This is a genomic window from Lutibacter sp., from assembly GCF_040883305.1.
Lineage (GTDB): Bacteria > Bacteroidota > Bacteroidia > Flavobacteriales > Flavobacteriaceae > Lutibacter.
On record NZ_JBFLKT010000135.1, the window covers coordinates 1 to 4,323 of the forward strand.

Sequence of the window (4,323 nt, forward strand, 5' to 3'; positions counted from 1 at the left end):
ACTAGAGAAATCCAAGAAACACCGTATATAGCCGAAAATGATAAAATGACTTCGTACTATGGTTATGGTTGGGCAATATCTAAAAGTGATAGAGACACCAAAACCGTTGCTCATAATGGTAGTAATGGATTGTATTTTGCCGATTTTGTTAGATTTATAGATGATGATGTAGTTGTTATATACATAACAAATGCATTTTTAGGTAGTGAATCAGAAAACGTTGCCCGAGAAATAGGTAAAATGATTTTTGATTCAAATTATACTACAGCACAAATTTCCAAGAACATTTATTAATTAATTCTTGAATTTATGAAAACGAATCCATCTGTAAATGCAGAAAAATTACCAGATTTTTTAAAGAAAGAACTTAATAATGAATTTAGCGACCATGCAATACTAAATCGACTAGGATATAGCAGATTGAAAAAAGAGGACAAACCTGCTTGGGCGTTAGAACTATTTAAACTTAATGTGAAGTTATTCCCTGAAGATGGCAATTTATGGGATTCACTTGGTCAAGCTTACTTAAAATATGACAAAAAAGAAGAAGCCATAAAAAGTTACACAAAAGCAGTGGAATTAGGTAATGAAGGGTCAACGAAAACATTGATTGAATTGTTAAAAAATGAGTAGAATGAAAATGCTACCAACAATGAACGGAGCTAAAAAACAAATCTTTTTAGACTAATTTAGAAACAAAATTGCTGCACCAGTTCGCTTCGCTCTTGTCTCGTTGATTTTCTATTCGGTTTTTATTTGCTAAATTACATCCCTAAACACGTAAAAAACCATATACAAACGTGTTATAGCAAATAAATGATTATCATGAATTTCGAACAGATTAAAGAACTAACAAGACCCTTAATTAACAAGGTATCACCTATATCAGAGGGTTCGTTAGATCTGTTGAGTGACTTGATTGTAGTTGAAGTTTATGAAAAAGGAGATGTGTTTATCGATAGAGGAAAAAGAAATAATAAGGAATACTTTGTTTACGAAGGTGTTTGCCGGAGCTTTTTGCTAAGCCCGGAAGGTGAAGAAATAACCATATCCTATTTTCTTGAAAGCAGTGTACTCTCTCCAAATAAAACGAGAACGGCTAATCAAATATCCCACCTCAACTTTCAAGCGCTTACTAAGCTAACCGTTGCCAGTTTAAACGCTGACAAGTTTGAGCAGCTAATGATAAATCACATAGACATACGCGAGTTTGGAAATATGGTTTTACAAAATGAACTCCTTACAAAAGTGGAAAAAGAAATTGGCCTCGCTTCGCTGAATGCTAAAGAAAGGCTCATTCTTTTTAGAGAGAAATATCACTTTCTGGAAAATCTAATCTCACATGTTGACATTGCCTCCTATCTGGGAATTACAAATATTTCCTTAAGTAGACTTCGTAAAGGACTTATGGAGTAAAATGTGATTCTTTAACAATTGTTAATGGATTTGAAATCAGTATCATCAATCTTTGTAGTGAACTTAATAACAAAGAAAGATGAAAAATTTATCAAGTGCCCTCGTGCAAGGATTTAATGTAAATAAAATTAATCCACTATGGTATCTCGCGATTGGAGTAGTTACGATGGCTCTAACTCACATGACCTTTAGTATTGAAGTCATGGCTTGGGTATCAAGTGTTCCATTTTTAATTTATCTAAGTCTCACAAAAGGCTTAAAGTCAAGATTAACCTTTTTAATAGCTTTGGTTTTGGCTTGGACTTTTGTAGTATCAAAAATTATAACTGATCCAATACCACTACAGTTGGTCTTCCTTTACTCGATTCCAATTAGTTTATTTCATCTGCCTGGATACTTGATTTGGAGTAAATTTAAAAATCAAAAATACGCACTGTTTCTATTTCCTGTTATCATGATTATCATGGAATGGATTCAATATACCTTTACACCTATTGCCAGTTGGGGAGTAGCTGCATATACTATGCACGATAATGTATCACTTATTCAAACAGTATCCTTGTTTGGCTTGGCTGGACTAAGCTTTTTAATTTATTGGGTTAATATCTCAATTACTGATATCATAGTAAAAAGAAAAATCTCTATTTCAACATTTCAACTTCCGTTAATTATACTATTCCCTTTAATTGTTTTTGGCTCCACCCGTTACAACATTAGCAAAACCAAAGGTATTGATACTATAACAGTAGCTGCAGTTGGAACAGACTCGGAGGTAAGTGGCTTACCATTGCCATCTAAGGAAAGTAATGAACAGGCTAAAACTACATTATTTAAACGAACAAGAACTGCAGCAGACGGTGGTGCTAAAATAATAGCATGGAACGAAGCTGCCTTATTTATTATGCCTGAAGATGAGAAGGAATGGATTAAATCCATTAAGGAACTAGCCATTGAACTCAATATCACTTTGGTAGCTTCTTATGTAACACCTATTTCACAAACTCCGTTGAAGTATGAGAACAAGTATCAGTTTATCAATTCTTTAGGAAACATTACGCATTCTTACCTTAAGCATCAACCCGTACCAGGTGAACCAGCAGTACAGGGAAAGTCACTTCTAAAAGTGGTTGATATAAAAGGAACAAAAATTGGGGCTGCAATTTGCTATGATTATGATTTTCCATATCTGGCAAAAGGGTATGGTGAATTAGGGGCAGATATGGTTATTCTTCCATCAAGTGATTGGAGAGGCATTGACCCTGTACATACAGAAATGGCTGCTTTTAGAGCCGTTGAGCAAGGTCACTCGGTACTGCGTTCAACACGTTTTGGGCTTTCCGCAGCAATCACACCCTACGGTGAAATGGTTTCACAACTGAGCAGTTTTGATGAAAATAATAAAATAATGTATGCACAATTAGCTGCTAAAGGTGTTACAACACTATACTCTATTATTAAAGATAGTTTTGTTTATTTATGTATAGGTTTTTTACTATCGTTCATATTAGTTACAGTTCGATCAAAAAAAAGAAAATCGATTATTCAATCATTTAAACCTAATGAATAAAGAAGGTGATTCATAAGAAAAGTTGATTTATGACTCCCTGTTTATCTTGCAGCTTTTTTTTCAAATAGATAATTTAACGCTTCTTCCCAAGCAATAATTGGATCTTTTTTTAGTTTTGTATTATTTTATATCTTTTCAGGCTGCCAATCCATATTTATTCTTGGTATGTCAATTTTTGGTTTTCTAAGAGAAAATACACATGTATCTTAGAATGATATAAGTTAACTAACTTTATTAACTCCAAAGAAAGAAGAAAGAATAAAGAATGACCCGTATATTAAACTATGAGATTAACATTCCTATTTATCCTATTCACTTGCTTGACTTTCGGACAAGAAAAACCTATGATATTTTATAATGAAAGTGGAGAGAAAATAAGTAAGCCGAATTTCATTAAAACTAAAGATTATAGCAAAAATTTAGATTTATATTTTGAGAACGACACAACTCAAATAGGTTTATTGGTAACTCGAAAAAAATTCGGACAACTTGACAAAAACACTTTTGAGAATTTAAAATCATACTTGACGGTATTGACTGATAAGAAAATCGATTCTAATCAAAATATTGTAATAAATTATTTAACTGCATTTCCGAAAAAAGCTGATAACACAAAATCAAGGTCTACTTGGAATATTTTAGATAAAGATTATTTAAAAAAACTTCACAAAATTGCTGATATAAATCAATTTTGGATACACTCACCTGAATCTGACAATCTTAAATATTATCATCAAGATAAAATTAATTGGATAGCAGATAAAGAGAGTATATTTAAAAAATTATTTTTTCCTTATGAAGTAAGATATGGAAATTATGTTCTAATTAAACCAGACGGAAAGTTCTATTATTATTTAGGAGAGCATAGTAAATATGAAATTTGGGAGAAATCAAAAAAGTACTTTAATTAAAAAAAACGATTTGCTAACTTAAGACGTGTATAATTCATTGCTAGTGCAATGATAATATGGAAAATCCTACGGATTTTCCTCTGGCTCGTTTTCTTTTGCTAAATTAGTTACCTAAACACGCAACGAAAGTCATACACGAACACGTTGTGCTTCATTATAACCAACCACTAACCAATGATAAAATTCTTTAGAAAAATTCGACAAAACTTGCTGATGGAAAACAAAACTGCAAAGTATTTTAAATATGCTATAGGCGAAATTATTTTGGTTGTTATTGGTATAGTAATCGCTTTACAAATAAACAATAGTAATGAATTAAGAAAAGAGAAAAATGAAGAAGCCTTAATTCTTTCAGACCTCAAAGAAGATTTAACAGCAACACGTTTAAATTTTCTTGAAACTATAAAAAATCAAGAAAAAATGATTTTA

Annotated in this window: 5 protein-coding genes and 1 pseudogene; all 6 read left to right on the top strand. The window is 31.8% G+C overall.

Annotation, left to right across the window (positions count from 1 at the left end; genetic code table 11):
• Positions 1-294: pseudogene (locus AB1Z17_RS04305) on the top strand (penicillin-binding protein); the annotation flags it as partial.
• Positions 295-309: 15 nt separating this feature from the next.
• Positions 310-633 (top strand): tetratricopeptide repeat protein, encoded by a 324-nt coding sequence (locus tag AB1Z17_RS04310; protein WP_368050562.1) that lies wholly within the window; start codon positions 310-312, stop codon positions 631-633.
• Positions 634-825: 192 nt separating this feature from the next.
• Positions 826-1,416 (top strand): Crp/Fnr family transcriptional regulator, encoded by a 591-nt coding sequence (locus AB1Z17_RS04315; protein WP_368050563.1) that lies wholly within the window; start codon positions 826-828, stop codon positions 1,414-1,416.
• A 166-nt stretch (positions 1,417-1,582) separates the two neighbouring features.
• Positions 1,583-2,983 carry a nitrilase-related carbon-nitrogen hydrolase gene (locus AB1Z17_RS04320; protein ID WP_368050566.1) on the top strand — a complete coding sequence of 467 codons (1,401 nt, stop codon included), beginning with the start codon at positions 1,583-1,585 and terminating at the stop codon, positions 2,981-2,983.
• Positions 2,984-3,267: 284 nt separating this feature from the next.
• A complete protein-coding gene (locus AB1Z17_RS04325) occupies positions 3,268-3,894 on the top strand; it encodes a hypothetical protein (RefSeq protein WP_368050564.1) in 627 nt (208 codons plus the stop codon).
• Between the two features lie 213 nt (positions 3,895-4,107).
• Positions 4,108-4,323 (top strand): DUF6090 family protein (locus AB1Z17_RS04330; RefSeq protein WP_368050565.1); only part of this gene is annotated, 216 nt, incomplete at its 3' end.

What these genes read in the sequence shown, in the direction of transcription:
- AB1Z17_RS04310 (WP_368050562.1), top strand. Translation starts at nt 310, where the DNA reads ATGAAAACGAATCCATCTGTAAATGCAGAAAAATTACCAGATTTTTTA.
- AB1Z17_RS04315 (WP_368050563.1), top strand. Translation starts at nt 826, where the DNA reads ATGAATTTCGAACAGATTAAAGAACTAACAAGACCCTTAATTAACAAG.
- AB1Z17_RS04320 (WP_368050566.1), top strand. Translation starts at nt 1,583, where the DNA reads ATGGCTCTAACTCACATGACCTTTAGTATTGAAGTCATGGCTTGGGTA.
- AB1Z17_RS04325 (WP_368050564.1), top strand. Translation starts at nt 3,268, where the DNA reads ATGAGATTAACATTCCTATTTATCCTATTCACTTGCTTGACTTTCGGA.